Here is a 23872-nt window from a genome sequence, read left to right as displayed (position 1 = left end):
AGTGCTTGACATGAGACTGAGTACCAATCAGACTCCGGGGGTCACCGACCGCGACCAGGAGAGAGAGAACCCGTGGCAGACGACGCCCGCACACCGGTGCTGATCAACGGCGCCCGCACCCCCTTCGCCCGCTTCGGCGGAACCCTTGCGCCGCTGTCCGCGACACAGCTCGGTGCCCACGCGGTGCGGGCGGCGCTCGTCCGCAGCGGTGTGGACCCGGCGGCCGTCGAAGCCGTCGTGATCGGGCAGGTGATCCAGGCAGGCGCCCGCCAAGGCCCGGCCAGGCAGACCGGCATCCACGCCGGCATCGGCTGGGATGTCCCGGCGGTCACCGTGAACAAGCTGTGCCTCTCGGGCCTGACCGCCGTCATCGACGCTGCGCGACTGATCCGCACCGGCGAGGCGGAGGTCGTCGTCGCCGGCGGCCAGGAGTCCATGACCAACGCGCCCCATCTCCTGACCGGCTCCCGCAGCCCCTTCGGCCTCGGAGATCGCCCCTTGGTCGATGCCCTCAACTACGACGGACTGCTCGACCCGTTCGATGAGCTGCTCATGGGCACGGCGACCGATCTCGGCAACGCGAAGCGGCGCATCCCACGTGATCGGCAGGATGCCTTCGCCGCGCTCTCGCACCAGCGCGCCGAAGCGGCGCGGGCTGCGGGTGTGTTCGCGGCGCAGATCGAACCGATCGAAGTCCCGCAGTCCAGGGGCGAGGCGATCGTGCTCGGCGAAGACGCGGGCATCCGCCCCGAGGCGACCGCGGAGACGCTCGCGAGACTGCGGCCGGCGTTCTCCCCTGACGGCACGATCACGGCGGGCAGCTCGTCTCCCCTCACCGACGGCGCGGCCGCCCTCGTGATCGCCAGCAAGGCGTGGGCGCGTGCGGCGGGCATCGAATGGCTCGCGGAGATCGGCGAACCGGGTCAGGTCGCAGGCCCTGACGGGTCGCTCCACTCCCAGCCGTCGGCGGCGATCACTCGCGCCCTCCGACGTGCAGAGCTGGACCTGGCCGCGCTGGATGTGATCGAGATCAACGAGGCGTTCGCCTCCGTCGTCCTCCAGTCCGTCGACGATCTCGGCATCGGCACCGATCGGGTGAATCTCGACGGTGGCGCCATCGCGATCGGGCATCCGGTCGGCGCGAGCGGCGCGCGCCTTGCGCTGCACGTCGCGCACGCACTCCATCGGCGCGGCGGCGGCACCGGCGTCGCAGCACTCTGCGGCGGCGGTGGCCAAGGCGAGGCGCTCATCCTGCACGCCCGCTGAAGGAGGCCGCGCGGGCGGCACGACTTCGCGCGACCGCAGTCGCATTCACGCGGTCAGCGCGTCGGGTCGGTCCGCGGCTCGAGGATCACGACTGCGGTCTCGGACGAGCGAAGGGCCGCCATGCCGTCCAGTCCGGTGTCGATCTCGCGCCACATCGACCAGAGGCGGGCGCGTTCCTCTCCCTGCGCGGCACGGGCGCGCACGAGCCGCGGGCCGTCGCGAACCACCACCCGGGCATCGGGTCGGGCCTGGAGATTGAGCCACCACGCCGGCTCCGGGTCCGCCCAGCCGTTCATCGCCATCGTCACGAGGTTCGGCCCGTCTTCGAAGTAGCCGAGGATCACGGCTCGCTCGGCACCGGTCCGCCGGCCGACGGTCGTGAGCCGGAGCGTGCCCCAGCCTCGTGGTTTCGGGCGCCATAGCCCGACGCGTCCACCCGTGATCCGGTAGATGCCCCGGTGGACCCGCCAGGCGAGCTTCACGAACCAGCGCGGCGGAATCCTCGGCGGGCGCTCCTCTGCCTCCGACACGGCTGGAGTCTAGCCGCCCCCGACCAGCGCCTCCAGCGGCGGTGAACCGCGCCCGGTTGCGTCCTTTCCGGTCAGCGCACGAGCCGCCGACGAGGCTTCGCTCAGTCGAGACCCATCGCGGCGAGCACGTCCGTCTTCTTGCGCGTGTTGGCGCTGACGACCACGTCGTCGTTGTAGTCGTACTCGACGGCGAACGTGTCGTCGCGCATCTCGCGCTCGGCGGTGACGCCGAACATCACCGCCGACGCCGAGGCGAGACTGCCCTTCGAGATGATGGTCAGCGGCGGGTCGCCGGGAAGCTCGATGCGTTCGCCCCAGCTCGCCTGGACACGCACGTTGACTCGATGCTGCTCGGCGGCGGGGACGGCGGCGACCAGGACGTCGTGCAGCACTTCTGCGGGGACCTCGAAGCTCTCGCGGAGTTCGGTCTCGGGGAAGAGTTCGTCGGGGTTCGGTTCGACACGCTCGAAGTCGGCCGGGTCGGGGACCGGCACGATGTCGACCCGCACGTGCAGCTGGCACGCGCCCTCGCAGTTCTCCGAGCCCGACCACGCGTGGTACTCCCACGCTCCGCCGACGGTGTCGACCTCGTCGAGCGCCGCCTGGACTGCGGGAATCGCGGTGTCGATGTCGCGATTGGTGGACCCGAACGGGTCGTCGAACGGCGATCGGCCGTCGGCGAGCGGGATGACGAAGCAGCCCGAGAGCAGCATCGCGGTCGCCGCGGCGAGGGTCAGTGCTCCGGTTCCCCGCAGGACGGCGCGGGCGGGCAGGATTCGGCTGCGGTTCATGCTGGGTCTCTCGGTAGGGGCTGCGATCGACGACGGGGTCGCTCCGACCGTCGCCGCTCAGAGAGTATGACACCGTGCCCACGGTCGAGGAAGCGCGCACGGGGTAGTGTCGGCGCATGCGACCGCCGGCTCGAGCGCCTCGAACGGGGAGCGACGCGATCGCGGCGCTTCGCGAGGCGATCATCGCGGATGCCACGAGCGCGCCCTTCACCGAACGGGGCTGGCAGCCCGTCTTCCAGGCCGACCCGGCCGCACGCATCCTGCTCATCGGCCAGGCCCCCGGGTGGCGCGCGCAGGCGTCGGGGGTGCCGTGGGACGACCCGAGCGGCGACCGGCTCGTGCGCTGGCTCGGGGTGTCGCGCGAGCGGTTCCACGACCCGGCGGCGTTCGCGATCGTGCCGATGGACTTCTACTTCCCGGGCAAGGCGGCGTCGGGAGATCTGCCGCCGAGGAGGGGGTTCGCGGAGCGGTGGCATCCGCCCCTGTTCGACGAACTCGGCGAGGTGCGCCTGACGATCCTCGTCGGGGCGCACGCGCAGCGCGCCTACCTGCCGGGCCGTAGGGCGACGTTGACCGAGACCGTGCGCAACTGGCGCGAGTACGGGCCGTCGCGCTTCCCGACGGTGCATCCCTCGCCGCGCAACACCGCGTGGCACACCCGCAACCCGTGGTTCGAGGCGGAGGCGGTGCCCGAGCTGCGGGTCGCGGTCGCGGCGGCGCTGGGGGAGGAGCCGCGCTCCTGACGGCTCACCGGTTCGAAATGAACGCTTGACGTACTACGCCACACGTACTACGTTCAATGTTGTATCAACCGGGCGGCGAACAGGAGGGTCGAGATGATCAGCGCCGACGCGATCCGCGGGTACATCGATCTCATGGTGCTCTCGCTGCTGCAGCGGCAGCCGTCGTACGCCTACGAACTCGCGCAGCAGATCCACGCCGTCACCGGCGCCGAGTACACGATCAAGCAGACGACCCTCTACTCGGCCGTCAAGCGTCTCGAAGGGTCGGGCCTCGTCACCTCGTACGCCGGGGCCTCGGAGTCGGGCAAGCCGCGCACCTACTACCGCATCACCGACGACGGGCTCGCGCACCTCGAGCTGAAGGTCGCCGAGTGGCGCGACACGAAGTCGGTCGTCGACCGGTTCATCGAAGGAGTCATCGCATGAACGTCATCACCGCCTACCTCGAGACGATGTTCGGGGCCTACCCGCCGACGCCGCGTATGCTCGAGGCCAAGGCCGAGCTGCACGCCATGATGGAGGACGCCTACCACGGCTACCTCGCCGAGGGGCTCACCGAGAACGAGGCCGTCGGCCGGGTCATCACCGAGTTCGGCAACCTCGACGAGCTCGCCCCGCAGCTCGGCATCAGCGCCGAGATCGCGCCGGCGCCGGTCTCGTCGGCGGGCGGCGCGGGAGCGGGCGGCGCGGCAGCGGTCGGCCGGGCACCCGCACCCGCCCCCGTCACCCTCGACGAGGCGCAGGCCTTCGCCGAGGCGCGCCGCACCGGCGAACCGCGGCTCGCGCTCGCCGTCGCGATGTTCGTGCTCTCGCCGGCGCCGCTCATCGCGCTGACGACGCTCGGCTCGGGCGGGGTGATCGCCCTCGACGAGCAGGTCGGGGTCATGATCGGGCTCGGCCTCCTGCTCGTGGCGGTCGCCGTCGCGGTCATGATGGTCGTGCGACGCGGCCAGCAGCTCGCGCCGTTCACCCGGCTCCTCGAGGGCGACTTCACGCGCACGCCCGCCGTCGACCGGTGGGCGCGCCAGCTCGCCGCCGAGGCCGCGCCGAAGCGCACGACCGCCCTGCAGGTCTCGATCGGACTCTGGATCCTCGCGGTCACGCCCGTGCTCGCGGTGAGCCTGCTCGCCCCGCCCTCGGTGTCGAGCTCGTGGATCGGGGTCGCCGTCGCGGCCATGCTCGCGATCGTCGCGACGGGGCTGCTCATCTTCCTCCCGAGCAACTGGGCCGCCTCGGTCGCCGAGACGCTCACCCAGGCCGAAGGCGCCGCAGTGGCATCCGACGACCGGCGCGGGATCGTGGGGGTCGTCTCGGCGTTCTACTGGCCGCTCGTGGTCGTCGCCTTCCTCGGATGGAGCTTCATCGGCGGCGACTGGGGCCGCTCGTGGATCATCTGGCCGATCGCGGCGGTGCTCTTCGCGGCGATCTCGTCGGGCCTGCACGCCGTCGAGCGCTACCGCTCGAACCGGGCCGGCCAGCCCGGCTGACGGCGGCCGCCCGGGGTGCGCGGCCGGGGCCTGCCACCAGAACCGGGTGAGCGGGGGAGCGCGGGGTGGTTTAGGCTAGCCTTACCTGCCTGACTCGGCCTGAAAGGTCTCCCTCCCCATGCGCCATGTTCTGCGCCGCGCCGTCGTGCCCGTCGTCGCCGTCACGCTCCTCCTCACCGGCTGCGCCGCCGGCGGGTCGGGCGGCGGCTCGGAGGAGGCCCCGGCCGACGCCCTCGTCGTCTACAACGCCCAGCACGAAGAGCTCACGCAGGAGTGGGCCGACGCGTTCACCGAGGAGACCGGCATCGAGGTCGTGCTCCGCAACGGCGACGACAGTGAGCTCGGCAACCAGCTCGTGCAGGAGGGGGCGGCCTCGAAGGCCGACGTGTTCCTCACCGAGAACTCGCCCGCGATGTCGCTCGTCGAAGAGGCCGACCTCTTCGCCCCGGTCGACGAGGCCACGCTCGCGCTCGTGCCCGAGCAGTACCGCCCGACTTCCGGCCTGTGGACGGGCATCGCCGCCCGCTCGACCGTGCTCGTGTACAACCCCGAGCTCATCGACGAGTCCGAGCTCCCCGCCTCCCTCCTCGACCTGCAGAAGCCCGAGTGGAAGGATCGCTGGGGCGCCGCCCCCGCGAAGGCCGACTTCCAGGCGATCGTCTCGGCCGTGCTCGCCACGCAGGGCGAGGACGCCACGCGCGCCTGGCTCGAGGGCATGGCCGAGAACGCGGTCGAGTACCGCAACAACATCGTCACCATGAAGGCGGTCAACGCCGGCGAGGTGCCGGTCGGCATCATCTACCACTACTACTGGTACCGCGATCAGGATGCCGCGGCTGAAGACAGCGGCAACACGAAGCTGCACTACTTCGGCAACCAGGACCCGGGTGCGTTCGTCAGCATCTCGGGCGGCGGCGTGCTGAAGAACGCGCAGCACCCCGATGAGGCGCAGCAGTTCCTCGCGTTCATCGCGGGCGAGCAGGGGCAGCGCATCCTCGGCGAGGGCTACAGCTTCGAGTACCCGGTCGCCTCCGACGTGCCCGCGAAGTCCGAACTGCCGCCGCTCGACACGCTCGACGCGCCCGTCATCGACCCGTCCTCGCTCAACGGCCCGCAGGTCATCGAACTCATGACGGAAGCCGGTCTGCTCTGACCTCGACGGCGACGACCGCACGGCCGACGGACGCGACGCATCGGCGTCGGGCGCCCGTCGGCCTCGTCGCGATCGTCGCCGTGCTCGCCGCGGGCGCGCTCGTGCCGATCGCCTACGTCGTGCAGGCGGCGTTCGCGATGGGCTGGGAGGAGCTCTCGGCCCTCGTCTTCCGCCCGAAGGTGGGCGAACTGCTCGTCAACACGGTGCTGCTCGTCGTCATCGGCGTGCCGGCGAGCGTCGTGCTCGGGGTCGGCGCGGCCTGGCTCGTCGAGCGCACCGCGTTGCCCGCGCGGCGGCTCTTCGCCGTCGGGTTCGTCGCGCCGCTCGCCATTCCGGCGTTCGTCGCGAGCTACGGCTGGGCGAGCGCGATGCCGTCGATCAGCGGGCTGTGGGGCGGCGTGCTCGTCGCCGTGCTCGCGTACTTCCCGCTCGTGTACCTGCCGGCGCTCGCGGCGATCCGCGGCCTCGACCCGGCGCTCGAGGAGTCGGCGCGGGCCCTCGGCATGGGCTCGTGGCGCGTGTTCGGGCGGGTCGTGCTGCCGCAGCTTCGGCTCGCGGTGCTCGGCGGTGCGCTCGTCGTGGCGCTGCACCTCCTCGCTGAGTACGGCGCCTTCGCGTTCCTCCGCTTCGACACCTTCACGACCGCGATCGTCGTCGCCTACCAGGCCACCTTCGCGGGTCCGAACGCGGCGGCGCTCGGGCTCGTGCTCGCCGTGCTCTGCCTCGGCCTCCTCGCGCTCGAGTCGCTCGCCCGCGGCAGCGGCCGCACCCGCTACGCGCGGCTCGGCGGCGGCTCGCCGCATCCGCCCGCCCGACTGCCGCTCGGCGGCATGGCTCCGCTCGCGGTGATCGCCGCGGCATCCGTCGTGATCGCCGCGACCGTCGTGCCGCTCGCGAGCGTCGTGCGCTGGTTGTTCGCGGCCGACGCCGTCGAGTTCGCCGCACTCGTGCCCGCGACCCTGCAGACCCTCGGACTCGCGATCGGCGGCGCCGTGTGCGCGATCCTCGTGGCGCTGCCGTTCGCGTGGCTCTCGGTGCGCTACCCGGGCCGGCTCTCGCGGCTCCTCGAGGGCGCCGCGTACCTCGCGTCGAGCCTGCCGGCGATCATCGTCGCCCTCGCGCTCGTCGCGACCACGCTCGCCTTCGCGCCCGGGCTCTACCAGACGGCGTTCACGGTCATCGTGGCGTACGTCGTGATCTTCCTGCCGCGGGCGCTCGTGCCGCTGCGTGCCGGGCTCTCGCAGGTGCCCGAGTCGCTCGAGGAGGCGGCCCGCTCCCTCGGCGTCGGCCCGTGGGCGGCCCGCCTGCGGGTCACCGCGCCGATGCTCGTGCCCGCGATCGGGGCGGGCGGTGCGCTCGTCGCGCTCGGCGCCGCGAACGAACTCACCGCCACCCTCCTGCTCGCGCCCACCGGCACCCGCACGGTCGCGACCGGGTTCTGGTCGGCGGCCTCCTCGCTCGACTACCCGGCCGCAGCACCCTACGCCGTGCTCCTCGTGCTGCTCTCGATCCCCGCGGTCGCCCTCATGTTCGCCCACGCCACCCGACGGAGCCTCTGATGACCCTGCGTCTCGACCGCGTCTCGAAGTCGTTCGGCAGCACCGAGGTGCTGCGCGACGTCTCCCTCGAGGTGCCCGACGGCACCCGGCTCGCCCTCGTCGGCTCGTCCGGCAGCGGCAAGAGCACCCTGCTGCGGCTCATCGCCGGCTTCGAGCGGCCCGACGCGGGCACGATCTCGCTCGACGGGCGCGAACTCGCGGCGGGCGCCGCCATGGTGCCCGCGCACCGTCGCGGCATCGGCTACGTCGCGCAGGACGGTGCCCTGTTCCCGCACCTCTCGGTCGCACGGAACATCGCCTTCGCCCTGCCGCGCGGCCTCGGCCGGGCGGCCCGCGTGCGCGAACTCATGGAGCTCGCCTCGCTCGACCCCGCGCTCGCCGAGCGCATGCCCCACGAGCTCTCGGGCGGGCAGCAGCAACGCGTCGCGCTCGCCCGCGCCCTCGCGCTGAAGCCGGGCGTGATCCTCCTCGACGAACCGTTCAGCGCCCTCGACACCGGGCTGCGTGCGCAGACCCGACGTGCGGTCGTCGAGGTGCTCGAACGCAGCGGCGTCACGGCGGTGCTCGTCACCCACGACCAGGACGAGGCGCTCTCGTTCGGCCAGCAGGTCGGCGTGCTCGCGGGCGGTCGGCTCGTGCAGGCGGGCGACCCGGCCGCGGTGTTCGATGCGCCGATCGACGCGGGTGTCGCCGAGTTCCTCGGCGACGTCGTCGTCGTGCCGGCCACGCAGGCGGGTGCTGATCTCGCCGACTGCGCGTTCGGATGCCTCGCGGTGCGCCACGATCGCAGCGGCGGGGCCGAGCGGGTCTGCGCGATGCTGCGGCCCGAGCAGCTGCGCCTCGATCCGGACGCCGCCGACGGCAACGCGACCGTCGTCGAGGTGCGTCGCACTGGTGCGTCGGCCGAGCTCAGGCTGCGGCTCGGGGTCGCCGAGTTCCCGGTCGAGGTGACCCACCGGGTGCCGCTGCACGAGGCCGCCCGATTCGAGGCCGGGTGCCCGGTGCGGGTCGCCGTCGACGGCGGCGTGGTGCTCTACCCCGAGGCGGCTCAGCCGCCGACGGCGGAGACGGCGCCGGTCGGCTGACCGGCCGCGGTGGCCTCGGCGAGCGGGCACGCACGACGGGGCCCCGACGATCGGGCCTCTGCGCGCCTCGTCGCGCGCGACGCGAACCCGCTGCGCACGCCACGCGCCGTCCGGGCCGCCCGGGCGCTGACGAGCAGGTAGGCGCGCCACGCGAGCACCCCGACCGCGAGCGAGAGCAGGGTGCCGAGCCACGGCGCCGACTCCTCGAACGGCGGGTACACCTGCCAGTGCGTGAGGTAGACGAACATCGACGCCCCGGCGAGCGTCGCGACGACGGGGACGACGAGGCGGGGCAGCGGCACCGCGGGCACCCAGACGAGGGCGAGGATCCCGACCGCGACGATCGCCTCGCGCAGGGGGTCGCCGAAGAACCCGAACGACGTCGCGACGGCGATCGCCGAGACGAGCACCCGGCGCCCGGTCGTGTCGGCGCGTGCGACGAGCCAGCCGAGGGCGATGAGCCACACGACGACGGGCGCCGCGTATCGCTCGACGTACTCGGCCTGGGGGCCCGCGATCGCGAAGCGCGCCGCGAGGGCGATCGCGAGCGCGCCGAGGGCGAAGCCGAACGGGGCGCGCCGCTCGAGACGGTCGATCGCTCGCACGCCGAAGAGGAGGCCGAGCCCGACGATCGTCCAGATCGCCGCCTCGAGGAACCAGAACTGCCACTGCTCGTTCCACCGGCCGTCGCCCGGCACGAGGTTGTTCACGAGCAGCGCCGTCGTGGGCCGGTACTGCCCGGTGACGAGGGCGACCGCGCCGATCCACAGCACCGCGGGCACCGCGAGCTGCACCGCGCTTCGCGCGAGCCGCCGCACCCGGGTCGCACCCGGCACCGCCGCGAGCTGGAACCGCGCCAGGTTGTACCCGGCCACCGCGAGCAGCAGGTGCGCGCCGCCCTTCGCCATGAAGAGGTCGGCGTGCGTGCCGACGATGAGCACGATCGCGGCGGCGCGCAGCACCGCGGGCGTCTCGAGGCGCACCGCCCATGGGCGACGGCGAGCGATGGTCGCGCCCGATGCGGTCGAGTCGGATGCCACGGGGCCGGCGCCGGGCTCGGCCTCGGCATCGCCCGTGCGGGGGCCGCCCGAACCTCGGCCGGCTGCGGCGAGCCCGCCCAGCCCGCCGAGCTCGCGAGCCGTCATCCGCGGCCACTCGCGCGGCAGCGCGCCGAGCAGCTCTTCGAGGCGCAGCGACACCTCGATGTAGCTGAGCGAGTCGCCGCCGAGCCCGGCGAAGGAGTCGTCGAGCGTGGCACCCGGGTGGGCGAGCAGGGTCGCGAAGAGCTCGCGCACGCGTTCGGCCGTTCGGTCGGGGGAGACCGATGCGCCCGGCCCGTCGTCGGCCTTCGCCGCATCGAGCCGGTCGAGCCGGTCGTGCTCGGCGGCGAACCGGACGAGCGCGGCGGTGTCGGGCTTGCCGCTCGAGGTGCGCGGGAACTCGGCGACCGCGTACCCCGCGACGGCGAGCACGGGCAGCCCGGTCAGTGCCGCCGCACGCTCGCGGGCCCGTGCGACGAGCCGCTCGGCGGTCGCGAACACGAGCAGCCGCTCGTCGTCGCTCGCCACGCGCACCGTCAGCTCCTCCTCGGCGAGGAGCCGTTCGACCCGGTCGAGGTCGAGCCGCAGGCCGAACACCTTCGCGAAGCGGTTCGCCCGGCCGACGACCTCGAACAGTTCGTCGTCGCGACGTCGCGCGAGGTCGCCCGTGCGCAGCTCGTGCACCGTGCGCCCGAGGGCGAAGTCGGCCGGTTCCTCGGCGTAGCCGAGCATGACGTTCGGGCCCTCGTAGACGAGTTCGCCGACCCCGGCCCCGCGCGAGGTCGAGTCCTCGGGCGAGGCGCCGCCCGTGGCATCCGGCTCGCCCGCCTCGACGGCGTCGATGCGCAGCCGGCCGCCGGGAATCGGCCGACCGATCGCGCCCGCGGCGCTCGCCGCGAGCTCGGGCGGCAGGTACGCCATGCGCGCCGTCGCCTCGGTCTGCCCGTACATGACGAACAGCTCGAAGCCGCGGCGTTCGCCGAGCTCGGCGAAGCGGCGCACCGCGTCGGGCGCGAGGCGCCCGCCGGCCTGGGTGAGGTAGCGCAGGCTCGGCAGTTCGCGCCCGCCGAAGCCGCCCGCCTCGAGCAGCTCGAAGGTGTACGGCACGCCCGCGAACGAGGTCACGCGATGGTCGGATGCCTCGTGCCAGAAGTCGTCCTCGGTCACCGAGCGCTCGGTGAGGAGCAGGCTCGCACCCGCGAGCAGGTGACTGTTCACGACCGAGAGGCCGTAGCAGTACTGCAGCGGCAGGGTCGTTGCGGCGCGATCGGCGGGGGAGAGGCGCAGGTATTCGGCGATGGCGGCGGCGTTCGAGTGCAGGTTCTCGCGCGAGAGGCGCACGAGCTTCGGCGAACCCGTCGAACCCGAGGTGCTCGCGAGCATGGCGAGCTCGGGGTGCAGTTCGTGGCGGGTGCCAGGGCGGCGCTCGTCGAGGATCCAGCGCGACGGGGCGGTGGTGCCCGTGGCGGGGCCGTCGGCGGCGAGGCCGTCGGTGTCCGCGCGGGCGATCACGTCGGGGTCGAAGCGTTCGACGAGCGAGGCCCGGTTGCGCTGGGCGGCGGCGTCGCCGCCGGGCTCCCCGCTCGCCCGTGGCACGAACAGCAGCGGGTGGCCGCCCTCGAGCGCCGCCAGGTACGTGACGATCGGTTCGAGCTCGTTCGCCGCCTCGATCATGACGAGCCGGCGCGTGGTGCCGAGGGCGTCGCGCCGCTCGGCGACGCGTTCGGCGAGTTCGGCGTAGCCGACCGCGCGCCCGCCGGTGATGAGCGCCGGCGCACCGGGTTCGCCGCCGAGCAGCGAGAGGCCGAGGGCGGGTGCGGTCGTGGGCATGGTGCTGACGCTTTCGAGCGGGGGAGGGAGCCGATCGGCTGGAAGATTGAGGTGAGCCTACCCTAACCATTGGTCAGCGCCCAATGGAGGCCGGCGACGCACCCGCCCGTGGGCCGCCCCGGTCGCGGCCCGGCGGCCCGGCATCGGCGCCGCTGCGCGATAGTCTTCGACTGAATCGCAATAGAGGAGAAGTACGTGACCGAACAGTCGGGAACTCGACAGCCGATTGCCGACCAGATGTACGCGATCCTGCTGCAGCAGTTCATGTCGGGGGAGCGAACGCCGGGCGAGAGCCTCAACATCGGTGCGCTCACCCGAGAGCTCAACGTCAGCCAGACTCCCCTCCGGGAGGCGCTCGCCCGTCTCGAGCACACCGGGCTCGTGCAGCGCGAGGCGCTGCGCGGCTATCGGGTCGCGCCGATGATGACCCGCGACGAGGTCGAGCAGCTCATGGAGGCGCGCCTCCTGCTCGAGCCGAGCCTGGCGAAGGCGGCGGCCGCGAACGTCACCGACGAGTTCCTCGCGCGGTTGCACGAGACGGTGGTCGAGTTCCGGGACTCGGCCGATCACGCCGATGTCGAGGCCGAGGGCTTCAATACCTATTGGCGCTCGGACGACCGCTTCCACATGCTCATCGCCGCGCAGGCCGGCAACCGGTTCCTCGAGCTGTCGTACGCGGCACTCGGCGGCCAGATCCAGCGCTTCCGGCTCTTCTCGAAGTTCGGTCGCACGGGTGCGAGCCGGGCGGCGCCCGAGCACGAGGCGATCTACGAGGCGATCGCGGCCGGCGACGGCGCGCGGGCCGCCGAGACCATGCGTCGGCACATCGTCGGTGCGACCGAGCGACTGCTCGGGACCTGATGCGGGGCGGGCCGCACCCCTGCAGGGTTGCGTCCGTCAAATACTATAGTATAGTGAAGCAATCGACCACGAGGAGGGCGATGATGCTTCGCAGAGGATTCGTCATGGGGCGCCGGCCATGAGCGACTACACCGCCCACCCGCTCGTCGAGGGGTTTCCCGGCAAGTCCGCCTCGCACGGCGCGTTCGGCTGGAGCAGTCTGTGGCTGCTCGACGACGGCGAACGACGCGTGCTCGTCGACGCCGGCCAGCCCGCCTACATCCCGTTGATCCACACGGGGCTCGAGCGGCTCGGGTACAACGCCGCCGACGTCACCGATGTGCTGCTGACCCACATGCACTGGGACCACGTGGCGAACTTCACGATGTTCCCGAACGCCACGACCTGGGTGGGGGAGCAGGAGCTGCGCTGGGCCGCCGACCAGCCCGCGGGCACGAAGTTCATCCCCGACCTGCACGTGCAGGAGCTGCTGCGGCGCACCTCGGGCGTCGAACGCATCTCCGCCGGCCGAGAGATCCTGCCCGGCATCCACGCGCTCGACAGTGCGGGGCACACGCCGCACCACCTCGCCTTCCTCCTCGAGCGCGCCGCCGAGCCGCTCGTCTTCGCGGGCGACTCGGTGAAGAACGTGCACGAGCTCCAGACGCTTCGCGCCGACTCGAGCCTCGACGACGAGGCGAGCACCGCGACCATCGACCGCCTGCGCTCACTTCTGCGCGACACCTCGGGGACGCTCGTCCCGGGGCACGACGTCGGTCTGCGGCTCGTCGACGGCGAGGCGCGTCGCGTCCGCCCGCAGCGTGCCGAGATCTCGTACTTCGTCGACGGCGCCACGGGCGAACAGGACCGGAGCATCGGATGACCCGGCCCACCACCACCACGACGACCACCACCACCACGACGAGGAGGCGCGCACGATGACCACCGTGCTGTACACCGGGGGCACCGGCCGAATGGGCCGGGTGATCCGCGAGGGCCTCGCCGGCCGCTACGACCGGGTGGTGCTCTTCGCACGGAGCGCGCCCGAGGAATCCCTCTTCCCCGGAGAAGAGGTCGTCGTCGGCGACCTCGCCGACCTCCCCGCCCTCGTCGCCGCGGCAGCCGGAGTCGACGTCATCGTCCACCTCGGCGGCGTCGCCGACGAGGCGCCGTTCGACGAGATCCGTGCCTCGAACATCGACGGCACCCACCACGTGTACGAAGCCGCCCGCAGAGCCGGGGTGCGCCGGGTCGTGAACGCGAGCTCGAACCACGTGATCGGATTCCACGCCGCCGACGAGGTGCTCGACGAGCAGGCACCGCTCCGGCCCGACACCTACTACGGCGTCTCGAAGGCCTTCGGCGAGGCGCTCGCGAGCCTGTACCACGACAAGTGGGGGGTCGAGTCGGTGCTCCTGCGCATCGGCAGCTTCCGCCCCGCACCCGAAGACCTTCGCCAGCTCGCGATCTGGCTGAGCTGGCCGGACGGCATCGAACTCACCCGCTGCGCGATCGAGAACGGCTCCGTCGGATGCCAGGTCGTGTACGGCTGCTCGGCCAATACCGGCCGCTGGTGGAACGGCGATGCCGGCTGGGCCGCGATCGGCTACGTCCCGAAGGACGACGCGGCGGATCACGCCGACGGTGTCGACCGCACCGCGGCCGCCCCGAAATACCACGGCGGTGCATTCACCGCTCCCGACTACGAAGGAGGGATCTGGTGACGAACGCCGCCGAGTCCACCGATGTCCTGATCACCACCGCCTTCCTCGCCCCGGGCGACGAGGTCGACACCGCACTGCGGGCCGCCGGCTTCAGCACCCGTCACGAGGACGACCTGCTTGCGCTTCCCGAGGCCGAGCGGGCGCGGCTCCTCGCAGGGGTCCGCGCGATCATCGCGGGCACGAAGCCGATCCGCGCTGAGGAGCTCGAACTGGCCGAGCGCCTCGAGCTGGTCGTGCGCACGGGCGTCGGGTACGACGGCGTCGACGTCGCCGCGGCGAGCGCACGGGGCATCCCCGTGTGCATCACCGCCGGCGCCAACCGGCGCGCCGTCGCCGAGCACGTGTTCGCCCTCATGCTCGGCGCCGCGCGCCGCGTGCCCGAGAACATCCGGAACCTCGCGGACGGATCGTGGCAGCAGCTCACCGGCCGTGAACTCGGCGGGGCGACCCTCGGCATCCTCGGATTCGGCTCGATCGGCAAGGCCGTCGCCGGCCTCGCACGCGGGTTCGGCATGGAGGTCATCGCCTACGACCCCTACTTCGACGCCGAGTTCGCTGCGGCGAACGGCGTGCGCCGCGGAGACCTCGACGAGGTGCTCGCGCAGTCCGACTTCGTGACGCTCCATCTCTTCCTCGACGACTCGACCCGGAACCTCATCGACGCCGAGCGGCTCGCGGGAATGAAGCGCGACGCGATCCTCATCAACACCGCCCGGGGCGGCATCGTCGACGAGGACGCCCTCGTCGACGCGGTCCGCGACGGTGTGATCGGCGGCGCCGCACTCGACGTCTTCGCCACCGAGCCGCTGCCCTCCGACAGCCCGCTGCTGCACACCCCGGGCATCCTCGCGACGACCCACGTCGCGGGGGCCACCCGCGAGGCGCGCGGCGAGTCGGGCCGCATGGCCGCGGCGAACGTCATCGCGGTACTCGGCGGCGCCGCGCCCAGCTTCGTCGTCAACCCCGGCTACCAGGCGGTGCCGGCGTGATCGTCGAGACCGGTGCGGGCCCGATCCGGCTCGCGGCGAACCTCAAGTGGATGTTCACCGAGGTGCCCTTCGAGCAACGATTCGACGAGGCCGCCGCATCAGGGTTCACCGGCGTCGAGTTCGCCTCCCCGTACGAACTGCCCGCGGCGCGCGTGCGCGAGCTCCTCGACCGTGCGGGCCTCGTGCAGGCCCTCATCAACACGCCGGCCGGGCCCGCGGGCTCGCCGACGGCGATGGGTGCGGCGTACGTGCCGGGCGCCCGCGAGGAGTTCCGTGCGGGCGTGCTCACCTCGCTCGAGTACGCGGCAGTGCTCGGCGCCCCGGTCGTGCACGTGATGGCAGGACTTCGGCCTGAGAACGCCGACCCCGAGCTCGCGTTCGCGAGCTACGTCGCGAACATCGCCTGGGCCGCCGAGCAGGCGCGAGGTTCGGGAGTGCGGATCGCCCTCGAACCGATCAACAAGCGCGACCAGCCGCGCTACGGCCTCGCCTCGATGGAGGTCGCCGCCGCGGTCGCCGAGGCGGTCGACCCCGACACCGTCGGAGTGCTCTTCGACGTCTACCACGCCCAGGTCGACCGCGGGAACATCGTCGAACGCTTCGAACGACTCGTGCCCCGGATCGTGCACGTGCAGATCGCGGACAACCCCGGCCGCGGCGAACCCGGTACCGGCGAGATCGCCTACGACCGGGTGCTCGCGCGCATCGCCGCGAGCGACTACGAGGGCTGGATCGGCTGCGAGTACGGCCCGCTCGCCGGCACCCGCGAGGGGCTGGCCTGGACGGAGAGGATCGGACGATGACCGCACCCCGCATCGCCCTCATCAGTGCGACGCCGCTCGCGATCGCCCCGGCCGCGTCGGCGATCGCCGAGGCCTTCCCCGACGGCGACATCTGGAACCTGCTCGACGACCGGCTGCTCGCGGACGCGCAGCAGCAGGGCGGCATCAGCGAACCGCTCGCGGCGCGCATGGATCGCCTGATCGAGCTCGCCCTCGCCGGCGGCGCCGACGGGGTGCTCCTCACCTGCTCGCAGTACGGCGTTCGCGCGGATGCGCGCGACGCCTCGGCGGACGGGGTGTCGGTGCTCTCGGCCGATGGCGCGCTCTTCGACGAAGTCGTGTCGCACCGGCCGTCGCGCGTGCTGCTCGTCGCCTCGCTCGAATCCGCCGCCGCCGACAGCACCGAGCGCCTCGGCGCCGTGGCGGCCTCCGCCGGCCTCGAGGTCGAGATCGTTCCGCTCGTGGTGCCCGAGGCGGCCCGCCCGTCCGTGGGCCGGGAGCTCGCCGAACTCCTCGCCGTCGCGATTCGCGAGGTCGCCGACGTCTACGACGTCGTGATGCTCGCGCAGTACTCGCTCGCCCCGGCCGCCGACGCGCTCGACCGGGAGTTCCCGGTGCCGGTGCTCGACGGGCCCCGCGCGGCTGCACGGCGCCTGCGCACGCAGCTCGGGGGAGCGGCGGCATGATCGGGGTCATCGCCGATGACGTCACCGGCGCGACCGACGTGGCTGCCGCCCTCAGCCGAGCCGGGCTCCGGACGCTGCTCTCGCTGACCGCTGAGATCTCCGAAACGGCGAGCACCGCTCCCGCCGACGCGGTCGTGATCGGCCTGAAGACCCGCTCCATGCCGGTCGAGGAGGCCGTCGCACTGAGCCTCGACGCGCTCGCGTCGCTGCAGGGCCTCGGCGCCGACCGCTTCTACGTGAAGTACTGCTCGACCTTCGACTCGACGCCCGAGGGCAACATCGGCCCGATCACCGAGGCGCTCGCCGCCGAACTCGGCGCAGGCGTCGTCGTGACGACCCCGGCGGCCCCCGTGCACGGCCGCACCGTCTACCGCGGCCGCCTCTTCGTGGGCGACGACCTCCTCGACGAGACGCACATGCGCGACCACCCGGTCACCCCGATGCGCGACTCCTCGGTCGCGCGGCTCCTCGCACCGCAGGTGTCGGGGCGCGTCGGCGTGCTGCCGCTCGAGACGGTGCGTTCCGGCGCGGCGAGCGTCCGCGACCGGATCGCGCAGGCGCGGGCCGCGGGCGAGGCGCACCTCGTGGCGGATGCCGTCGGCGAGGAGGACCTCGCGGTGATCGCCGAGGCCGTCGAGGACGACGTGCTCGTCGGGGGCTCCGCCGGGCTCATCGGGGCGCTCGCGCTCCGCCGCCCCGCGTCCCTCGATGCGCTGCCGCACCGCACGGCCGGGCGCACCGCCATCCTCGCCGGCAGCTGCTCGCGTCGCACGCTCGAACAGATCGGCCGGTTCCGCGAGGAGGGCCGGCCGTCGTTCCGGCTGATCGCGGGTCCCGGCGAGACGGCCGACGACCTCGCCGACCGGGCCGTCGCCTGGTGGGACGAGCAGCCGGCGGATGCCTCGGCGTTGATCTACTCGTCGAGCCCGGCCGATGAGCGCGAGCACCGTTCGCCGGCTCTCGGCGAGCTCTACGAGCGGGCGGCCGGCGAGATCGCCGTGCGGCTCGCCGAGCGAGGCATCCACCGCCTGCTCATCGCCGGCGGCGAGACCTCGGGCGAGGTGATCCGCGCACTCGGCACGACGACCGCCGTCGTCGGCGAGGAGGCGGCCGCAGGTGTGCCGTGGATCCACGACACCGAGCGCGGGCTCGACCTCGTGCTGAAGTCGGGCAACTTCGGTTCGCCCGAGCTGTTCGTCGACGTCGTGCGCGACGGAGCGGAGGCGCGATGAGCGCCGGAGGGGCTCGGGGCGAGCTCGAGCGGGTCGCGCACTCGATCCATCGGCGCGGCCTCACGCACGGCCGCACCGGCAACCTCGCCGTCCGCGACGGCGAGCGCATCCTCGTCACGCCCACCGGCGTGAGCCTCGCCGACATCGACGGCGACTCGCTGTCGGTGCTCGACGCGGATGGTCGTCACGTCGACGGCCCAGCGCCGACGAAGGAGGCCTTCCTCCACGTCGCGATGCTGCGCGTCCGTCCCGAGGCGAACGCCGTCGTGCACACCCACTCGGTGCATTCGGCGGCGCTCAGCGTGCTCGACGGGCTCGACCCCGATGCGCCCCTGCCGCCGCTCACGGCGTACTACGGGATGCGGGTCGGACGACTGGCACTCCTGCCGTACTTCGCCCCGGGCGACCCCGCCGCGACCGACGCGGTCGAGGCGGCGTCGCGCTCGAGCCACGCGCTGCTACTGCGTCACCACGGCCCGGTCGTCGCGGGCGCCGACCTCGAATCGGCGCTCGACGCGCTCGAAGAGCTCGAGCACACCGCGCAGATCTTCTTCCTCACCTCAGGGCACCGCACCTCGGTGCTGAGCGACGCGCAGCTCGCTGCGCTCGCCGCCCGCGACCGCTCCGGAAAGGCGGCCCCCAGATGATCACCCTCTACAGCGGCCTCGTCGTGAAGCAACCGCTCGTCGAGTCGCTCATCCCCGAGTTCGAACGCGCGAGCGGCGTCAGCGTCGTGACCACCTTCGAACCCACTTCGGTCCTGCTCGAGCGGATCGCCGGCGGCGAGCGGCCCGACCTGCTCCTCGGCGTCGCGGCCTCGCTGCACGAGGTCGCGGCGGAGGGCGTGCTCGACCCGCGATCCATCGTCGAGATCGCGGTCTCGGCGGTCGGCGTCGCGCAGATGCCCGAGACGTCGGCGCCCGAGGACGACTCGACCGAGGCGTTCCTCGAGCAGCTGCTGAACGCCCGGGCGGTCGCGTATTCGCTCTCGGGCGCGAGCGGCCTGCACTTCATGGAGCAGATGCGCAAGCGCGAGCTCCTCGACCGGATCGACGAGCGGGCCGTCCGCTTCGAGGCGGGGCTCACCGCCGAAGCGCTCGTCGACGGACGCGCCGACCTCGCGATCCAGCAGGTCAGCGAGCTCCGCTCGGTCGCGGGGCCGCACCTCGTGCGACCGATTCCGCACGAGCTGCAGTCGTACGGCCGCTTCGCGATCGGGGCGCGCCCCGGCGCTCCGGCGGCGGCGACCGACTTCATCAGCGCGCTGACGGGCGAGGAAGCGCACCGCGCGTTCGCCTCGGTCGGCCTGAGCGCCCCTTGAACCCGGCCCGGTGCCAGACCGCGCCGGGCGATCGATCGAAGAACACGAGGAATGGAATCATGAGAAAAGTCGTGGTGGACACGGACACGGGTGTCGATGACGCGCTGGCGCTGATGCTGCTGGCCGCCGATCCCGAGGTCGAGATCCTCGCCGTGCTGAGCGTCTTCGGAAACACGTACGGCGACCGGGCGGCCGACAATGCGCGCTACGTGCTCGACACGTGCGGACGCACCGACGTTCCCGTGTACCGGGGCAGCGACGCACCGCTCAAGCAGGAGCTGCGCCTCTCTGCAGGCATCCACGGCGAGGACGGCTTCGGCAACACCGGTCTGCGCCCGGAGACCTCGGTGCCTGCCGAGCCGAACGGCATCCCGATCCTGCTCGACCTCGTGAACCGGCACGACGGTGAGATCGACTATCTGGCGCTCGGCCCGCAGACGAACCTCGCCCGCGCACTCGAGCTCGAGCCGCGACTGCTCGAGCGGCTGCGGAGCACCACGATCGTCGGCACCCTCGGGCCGGCGCTCTACCACGACACCGAACCGTGGGCCGATCGCCGCTTCCGCGTCTCCCGCGACCCGAACGTCTCGTTCGACATCGACGCGGCGCAGGCGGTCGCCGCCCGTGCGGGCGACGTGACCTGGTGCGGTCCGTACGTGACGCGGCAGGCGATGGTGCCCGAGGACTTCTTCCTCGAGATCGCGGCCTCGACCGGGTTCGGACCGGCCGAGCTGATCACGAAGATCAGCGCCGACTACGCGGGCTTCTACACGCGGTCGTACCCGCAGCCCGACGGCCGGCGCGTGCTCGGCATCAACGACAGCCTCGCGGTCGCGAGCCTGCTCCGCCCCGAGCTCGTCACGGGGTCGGTGCAGCGCCCGCTGCAGACCTTCGAGGATCCGGCGACGGGCGACCGGTTCCTCGCGGGGGTGCATCCGGTGAAGGGCGAGACGCGTCCGCTCCACCGGGTCGTCTTCGACATGGACTTCGACGGCGTGCTGGAGATGATCGGCGAGACGCTGCGCCGCCCGCTCCCGTGGCGATGAGCCGCCCACGCCCGAACCGGGCGGCCCGCTGAAGCACGAAGGGGAGGCTCCCGACCGGGATCCTCCCCTTCGTCGTGTCGGGGCTCAGGCGTAGGAGCGGGCCCGCACCCACGGCATGGGCAGCAGCTGCTCGGGCGTCGCAGCGATGACGCGACCGTCGCCCGCATCGACGAGTACCCGGAGCTCATCGGTGCCGAACTTCGGCACTACCTCGCGGCAGACGCCGCAGGGGTTGATGACGCGCGGGCGATCGTCGGGGTCGAGCCCGACGGAGACGATCGTCGTGATCGACGGCTCGCCGGCGATCTTGGCGTTGGCGATCGCACTGCTCTCGGCGCAGACGCTGACGCGGGGAGTGGCGAGGCTGAGGCCGAGGTGGATCGCACCGCTCGCCCCGCGGGCGGCGGCGGCGACGCGGTGCAGCGCGGGGTCGTGTGCGCGCAGCAGCAGGGCGGATGCCGCGTGGATCAGTTCTTCGTCGAGACGGGTCTCATTCGGCATCTGCATCGCGTGTGCTCCTCGGTCATGACAGCGTGGAAATAATATAGTATAGTGATCTCATCCCCCCACCTCACCTGAGTGATGCGCTCCCAGGTGCACCGAGCGAAGGAGCTCTTGGAATGTTGGAACAGCAGGAGGCCGTAGCGGTCGCCGACGCCGACGCGACGCGCGCGTCACGCCGTATCGAGCGGCGCAACCTGTTCGCACTCAGCGCCGGGCACGCGCTCGAGTGGTTCGACTGGGCGATGTTCGGCCTGCTCTCGGTCTACATCGGCAACGCGTTCTTCCCGGGGGAGGACCCAGTGGCGTCCACCCTCAACTCCCTCGCCGTCTTCGCCGTGGGGTTCATCGCCCGTCCGATCGGCGGTGTGGTCTTCGGACTGGTCGCCGACCGGATCGGACGCAAGTCCGTCATGATCGGCTCGGTGGGCGTCACCGCAGGTGCCAGCCTCGTGATCGGCGTCCTGCCGACCCATGAGACGCTCGGCGTCTGGGCGGGCGTCATCGTGCTGCTCTGCCGCATCCTGCAGGGCATCTCGACCGGTGTCGAAGCGCCGCTCAGCAACGCCTACGGAATCGAGCTCGTCCCCGATCGCCCCGGCTACGTCGCCGGGTTCATGGCCTTCTTCAACAACCTGGGCAACCTCCTCGCCCCGCTCACGGCGTTCGCCGCGAGCGCGATCCTCGGCGTCGAGGCGATGGGCGAGTACGGCTGGCGCATCCCCTTCATCCTCGGCGGCCTCCTCGGTTTCGTCGTGCTCTGGCTGCGCCGCTCGCTGCCCGAGACCTTGGTCGTCGGCGCCGCAGGCGATCCGTCGGCACCGAGCAGCGCGCGCGAGATCTGGCGCGGGGTCGGCCGACTGTGGCTGAGCGTCCTCGCCGTCGTCTTCATCGTCGGCGCCATCATGGCGTACAACTACACCTGGCTCTCGGGCCTGCCGTCGATGGCGACCGGGACCTTCGGGGAAGACCCCACCGGCGTGTTCGCCGTCTCGACCGTGCTCAGCATCGTGCTGACGCTCGGCGCGGTCGTGCTCAGCCGCATCCTCGACAAGTGGCCGCTCTCGAAGTGGTTCGTGATCGCCCGTCTCGTCGCGATCCCGACGATCTTCCTGGTGCTCGCCTACACGGGCGAGGGCATCGGCTCGCTCGCCGCGGTCATGCTCGGCGGCTCGCTCGTGCTCCTCGTGAACCTGACGATCTACAACACGGTCGCGAACTCGCTGTTCCCGCAGCACTATCGCGGCACCGCCGTCGGCCTCGCGTACGGCATCGGCGTCGCCCTGTTCGGCGGGACCGCCTCGTATCTCTTCGTGTGGCTCCAGAGCATCGGGATGGGGGCGGTCTTCCCCGTCTACATCGCCGTGCTCTGCGCGATCAGCGTCGTGCTGTACGTGCTCGCCAAGCGCCGCAACGGCGTCTTCGTGGGGGAGTGACGCCCGACGCGTGACCGGCCGCGCACGCGGTCGACGAGGGCCGGTGCCCGTCGAAGGTTCGACGGGCACCGGCCCTCTCGGTGTCACGACAGCGCGACCGCCTTCGCCGCGCGCTCGCCCGAGGCGACCGCGCCGTTCAGGAAGCCGAAGTACTCGACGCTCGTGTGCTCGCCCGCGAAGTGCACGTTGCCCTCGGGCGCCTCGCCGACGCCGAACAGCTCGGTGTACTGGCCCGGGCGCTGGCAGGTGTAGGCGCCCTTCGACCAGCGGTTGCCCCACCAGAAGTCGCGGTACGCCTTGCCCGAGTACGCCGCCGCGACGCCCGGGTAGATCGTCTCGAGCTGCGCGAGGTAGCCCTGCACCTGCTGCGCGCTCGGCACCCCGAACGCCGGCCCCGACCACGCCTTCACCTGGTCGCCCGACGGGAAGAAGTTGAAGATGCCCGTCGGCAGCGGGTGCGAGGCGGTGTCGTCCCAGCCGCACTGGAACCCGGAGGCGTTCGTGTACGTCGAACCGCCGTAGCCCGCCGTCACCCACGGGCGGGTCGACAGCTGCACGTGGATCTTCGCGTTCGCGCCGAGCCCGAGCTCGTCGATCGCCCGGCGGGTGAGCGCCGAGAATCCCGACTGGCTGAGGTCGCACTCGCGGAGCGTCGTGTACGGCAGCGCGAGGATCGCCCGGTCGACGGTCTTGTCGACGGTCTGGTTGCCGACCTGGAAGCTCAGCCGCACCGTGCCGTTCGCGTTCTGCTTCACCGCGACGAGCTCGTGCCCGTAGCGCACGGTGTTCGCCGGGAGTTCGGCGATCATGCGGGTGACGATCTGGTCGTTGCCGCCCCGCACGAGGTACTTCTCGTCGGCCCCGTTGATCGGCGACAGGCCGTTCTGCGAGTTCCAGCCGAGCAGGTACACGAGGTTGAGCGCCGACTGCTCGCCCGGTTCGAGCCCGTACTCGGCCATGACGTTCGAACGCATGAGCTTCGCGAAGCGGCTCGAGAGTCCGCCCGGCACCTTCTGCGCGAGCCAGTCGTCGACCGTGAGGTGGTCGAGGGCGACGCCCGCGGCCGTGTGCGTGGCGTGCGTCTGGGAGTACGGGGCCGCCGCGAGGTCGGCCTTCATCGCCTGGTAGACCTGCCCCCAGTCGTCGTTCGCGTCGTCGTAGGAGTAGTCGGCCCCGTCGATCCAGTACTTGTCGCCCCAGCCGTTGTAGCTGCCGCCGTCGACGACGTCGATCGTCAGCCCGAGGCTCGAGGCGAGACCGCGGATCGCGTTGTGGTCGGTGTTGATGAGCGCGCCGCCGTGCTCGACGACGATGCCCTCGTCGAAGTGGCCGCGCAGGCTGTAGCAGCGCCCGCCGGGTCGCGAGCTGCCCTCGTAGATCGTCGAGGCGATGCCCTTCGTGCGCCAGAGCCAGTGCGCGGCGCGGGTGCCTGCGAGGCCCGCGCCGACGATCGCGACGCTCGGAGCCGCGGGTTTCGCCGTCGGGGTCGCGGCCATCGCGGGGGCAGGGCCGGCCATGGCGAGCGCTGCGCCCGCGCCCGCGACGCCGGCGACGCGGAGGGCGTCGCGGCGGGAGACGCCCGCGCGGCGTTCGGCGTCGAGCCCTGCGGACGCCGCCTCAGCCGCTCGCCCGAGCACCTCGTCGACCGGGACCCCGGTCCGGTCGGCCTCCGCGTGCGCGCGGAGGATGCGCCCGATGCGAGCGCTCTGCGGCGTGGTGCCGCGTCGGAATGCCATCATGAAGAACCTCACTGTCCGAATCGGTGGAGCGGGACTTGACGTGGTGCCGGTGGAGCGGTGGTGCCGGTGGTTCCGGTGGTGCGGATGTGGAG

Annotated in this window: 23 protein-coding genes; 18 read left to right on the top strand and 5 right to left on the bottom strand. The window is 72.3% G+C overall.

Translation table 11 applies throughout. The annotated features are described in order from the left end of the window. Positions 1 to 72 precede the first annotated feature (72 nt). Entirely contained in the window at positions 73 to 1266 is a 1194-nt protein-coding gene (locus tag ACFVTX_RS01645; RefSeq protein WP_386897471.1) for an acetyl-CoA C-acyltransferase, read from the top strand. A 53-nt stretch (positions 1267 to 1319) separates the two neighbouring features. On the opposite strand, the gene ACFVTX_RS01640 is transcribed toward ACFVTX_RS01645, so the two are convergent. Continuing rightward, entirely contained in the window at positions 1320 to 1748 is a 429-nt protein-coding gene (locus ACFVTX_RS01640) for a nitroreductase/quinone reductase family protein (protein ID WP_386898725.1), read from the bottom strand. Positions 1749 to 1897: 149 nt separating this feature from the next. Then, complete coding sequence (locus ACFVTX_RS01635; protein ID WP_386897470.1) at positions 1898 to 2587, bottom strand: hypothetical protein; 690 nt, start codon at positions 2585 to 2587, stop codon at positions 1898 to 1900. Positions 2588 to 2703: 116 nt separating this feature from the next. On the opposite strand from ACFVTX_RS01635, the gene ACFVTX_RS01630 reads away from it, so the two are divergent. The 6 genes from ACFVTX_RS01630 to ACFVTX_RS01605 all read left to right on the top strand — a co-directional run bounded on the left by ACFVTX_RS01630 (position 2704) and on the right by ACFVTX_RS01605 (position 8614). Next, positions 2704 to 3330: a uracil-DNA glycosylase family protein gene (locus ACFVTX_RS01630; RefSeq protein ID WP_386897468.1), complete on the top strand. Its 627-nt coding sequence runs from the start codon at positions 2704 to 2706 to the stop codon at positions 3328 to 3330. A gap of 93 nt (positions 3331 to 3423) precedes the next feature. Then, complete coding sequence (locus tag ACFVTX_RS01625) at positions 3424 to 3756, top strand: PadR family transcriptional regulator (RefSeq protein WP_386897466.1); 333 nt, start codon at positions 3424 to 3426, stop codon at positions 3754 to 3756. Next, complete coding sequence (locus ACFVTX_RS01620) at positions 3753 to 4817, top strand: permease prefix domain 1-containing protein (protein ID WP_386897464.1); 1065 nt, start codon at positions 3753 to 3755, stop codon at positions 4815 to 4817. Before ACFVTX_RS01625 ends, ACFVTX_RS01620 begins: the two co-directional genes overlap by 4 nt. A 118-nt stretch (positions 4818 to 4935) precedes the next feature. Next, a complete protein-coding gene (locus ACFVTX_RS01615) occupies positions 4936 to 5970 on the top strand; it encodes an iron ABC transporter substrate-binding protein (RefSeq protein ID WP_386897463.1) in 1035 nt (344 codons plus the stop codon). A gap of 80 nt (positions 5971 to 6050) precedes the next feature. Continuing rightward, complete coding sequence (locus ACFVTX_RS01610; RefSeq protein WP_386897462.1) at positions 6051 to 7529, top strand: ABC transporter permease; 1479 nt, start codon at positions 6051 to 6053, stop codon at positions 7527 to 7529. After that, on the top strand, positions 7529 to 8614 hold the full coding sequence (locus tag ACFVTX_RS01605) for an ABC transporter ATP-binding protein (protein WP_386897460.1): 1086 nt from the start codon (positions 7529 to 7531) through the stop codon (positions 8612 to 8614). Before ACFVTX_RS01610 ends, ACFVTX_RS01605 begins: the two co-directional genes overlap by 1 nt. Here the strand turns inward: ACFVTX_RS01605 and ACFVTX_RS01600 are convergent. Beyond that, the gene (locus tag ACFVTX_RS01600) at positions 8578 to 11484 is read right to left on the bottom strand and encodes an AMP-binding protein (RefSeq protein ID WP_386897459.1); all 2907 of its coding nucleotides are present in this window, start codon (positions 11482 to 11484) and stop codon (positions 8578 to 8580) included. The two genes, ACFVTX_RS01605 and ACFVTX_RS01600, sit on opposite strands and share 37 nt — an antisense overlap. 195 nt (positions 11485 to 11679) lie before the next feature. Here ACFVTX_RS01600 and ACFVTX_RS01595 point away from each other — a divergent pair, with 195 nt between their 5' ends. The 10 genes from ACFVTX_RS01595 to ACFVTX_RS01550 all read left to right on the top strand — a co-directional run bounded on the left by ACFVTX_RS01595 (position 11680) and on the right by ACFVTX_RS01550 (position 20104). Next, the gene (locus tag ACFVTX_RS01595) at positions 11680 to 12345 is read left to right on the top strand and encodes a GntR family transcriptional regulator (protein WP_386897457.1); all 666 of its coding nucleotides are present in this window, start codon (positions 11680 to 11682) and stop codon (positions 12343 to 12345) included. 118 nt (positions 12346 to 12463) lie between these two features. Beyond that, positions 12464 to 13207 (top strand): MBL fold metallo-hydrolase, encoded by a 744-nt coding sequence (locus ACFVTX_RS01590; protein ID WP_386897456.1) that lies wholly within the window; start codon positions 12464 to 12466, stop codon positions 13205 to 13207. 55 nt (positions 13208 to 13262) lie between these two features. Further along, entirely contained in the window at positions 13263 to 14048 is a 786-nt protein-coding gene (locus ACFVTX_RS01585) for an NAD-dependent epimerase/dehydratase family protein (protein ID WP_386897455.1), read from the top strand. Next, a complete protein-coding gene (locus tag ACFVTX_RS01580; protein ID WP_386897454.1) occupies positions 14045 to 15037 on the top strand; it encodes a phosphoglycerate dehydrogenase in 993 nt (330 codons plus the stop codon). Before ACFVTX_RS01585 ends, ACFVTX_RS01580 begins: the two co-directional genes overlap by 4 nt. Further along, entirely contained in the window at positions 15034 to 15840 is an 807-nt protein-coding gene (locus ACFVTX_RS01575; RefSeq protein WP_386897452.1) for a hydroxypyruvate isomerase family protein, read from the top strand. Before ACFVTX_RS01580 ends, ACFVTX_RS01575 begins: the two co-directional genes overlap by 4 nt. Next, positions 15837 to 16505 carry a hypothetical protein gene (locus ACFVTX_RS01570; RefSeq protein ID WP_386897450.1) on the top strand — a complete coding sequence of 223 codons (669 nt, stop codon included), beginning with the start codon at positions 15837 to 15839 and terminating at the stop codon, positions 16503 to 16505. The genes ACFVTX_RS01575 and ACFVTX_RS01570 overlap by 4 nt, the downstream gene beginning before the upstream one ends. Beyond that, positions 16502 to 17737, top strand: coding sequence for a 3-oxo-tetronate kinase (gene otnK, locus ACFVTX_RS01565; protein ID WP_386897448.1), 1236 nt, complete (start codon positions 16502 to 16504; stop codon positions 17735 to 17737). The genes ACFVTX_RS01570 and otnK overlap by 4 nt, the downstream gene beginning before the upstream one ends. After that, positions 17734 to 18384 (top strand): class II aldolase/adducin family protein, encoded by a 651-nt coding sequence (locus tag ACFVTX_RS01560; RefSeq protein ID WP_386897446.1) that lies wholly within the window; start codon positions 17734 to 17736, stop codon positions 18382 to 18384. The genes otnK and ACFVTX_RS01560 overlap by 4 nt, the downstream gene beginning before the upstream one ends. Continuing rightward, positions 18381 to 19058, top strand: coding sequence for a substrate-binding domain-containing protein (locus ACFVTX_RS01555; RefSeq protein ID WP_386897444.1), 678 nt, complete (start codon positions 18381 to 18383; stop codon positions 19056 to 19058). Before ACFVTX_RS01560 ends, ACFVTX_RS01555 begins: the two co-directional genes overlap by 4 nt. A 74-nt stretch (positions 19059 to 19132) precedes the next feature. Further along, on the top strand, positions 19133 to 20104 hold the full coding sequence (locus ACFVTX_RS01550; RefSeq protein WP_386897442.1) for a nucleoside hydrolase: 972 nt from the start codon (positions 19133 to 19135) through the stop codon (positions 20102 to 20104). A gap of 84 nt (positions 20105 to 20188) precedes the next feature. Here the strand turns inward: ACFVTX_RS01550 and ACFVTX_RS01545 are convergent, their stop codons facing one another. Then, on the bottom strand, positions 20189 to 20611 hold the full coding sequence (locus ACFVTX_RS01545) for a cytidine deaminase family protein (RefSeq protein ID WP_386897440.1): 423 nt from the start codon (positions 20609 to 20611) through the stop codon (positions 20189 to 20191). 113 nt (positions 20612 to 20724) lie between these two features. Between ACFVTX_RS01545 and ACFVTX_RS01540 the strand changes: the two genes are divergently transcribed. Further along, positions 20725 to 22041: an MFS transporter gene (locus tag ACFVTX_RS01540; RefSeq protein WP_386897438.1), complete on the top strand. Its 1317-nt coding sequence runs from the start codon at positions 20725 to 20727 to the stop codon at positions 22039 to 22041. Between the two features lie 83 nt (positions 22042 to 22124). Here ACFVTX_RS01540 and ACFVTX_RS01535 read toward each other — a convergent pair whose 3' ends face one another. Then, positions 22125 to 23777: a flavin monoamine oxidase family protein gene (locus ACFVTX_RS01535; RefSeq protein WP_386897436.1), complete on the bottom strand. Its 1653-nt coding sequence runs from the start codon at positions 23775 to 23777 to the stop codon at positions 22125 to 22127. Positions 23778 to 23872 lie beyond the last annotated feature (95 nt).

It is taken from the genome of Agromyces sp. NPDC058136, from assembly GCF_042884375.1.
In the GTDB taxonomy this organism is placed as follows: domain Bacteria; phylum Actinomycetota; class Actinomycetes; order Actinomycetales; family Microbacteriaceae; genus Agromyces.
This window is presented reverse-complemented; position numbering and strand designations above follow the sequence as displayed.